We start from the raw sequence: 277 nt of genomic DNA, 5'->3' as shown, positions 1-277 counted from the left end.
CCGTTTGGTGTAGCGCCAGTTGCGCGGCGTGCTGGCCTGTCCGAATGCTGCCGCTATTTGCTGCTTCTCCTGTCTTTCCCGTAGCTGCGCCTGACGCGCGGCGCTGGCAGCGGCGGATTGCTGGCGAACCTCGGCCGGATAGTGGTAACGGATAACGAACGCCTGCGCGGGGGAATCGTGGTCCAGCACGTTCAGCTCCAGGCTGTAATCACGCTTTGAGGTCACCACGAAGAGGTTGGTCTTCCAGTCCTTTGCCGTGGGCAGGAACACCTGGCTG

The 277-nt window shown here is 62.5% G+C and carries 1 protein-coding gene; it reads right to left on the bottom strand.

The genetic code is table 11. The annotated features are described in order from the left end of the window. On the bottom strand, positions 1 to 277 hold a 277-nt coding region (locus tag H0248_RS22635), incomplete at both ends, for a TrbG/VirB9 family P-type conjugative transfer protein (RefSeq protein WP_180787467.1).

This window comes from Pectobacterium brasiliense (genome assembly GCF_013449685.1).
Lineage (GTDB): Bacteria > Pseudomonadota > Gammaproteobacteria > Enterobacterales > Enterobacteriaceae > Pectobacterium > Pectobacterium brasiliense_A.
The sequence above is the reverse complement of the archived record's forward strand: the minus strand, read 5'-3'. Positions and strand labels throughout refer to the sequence as shown.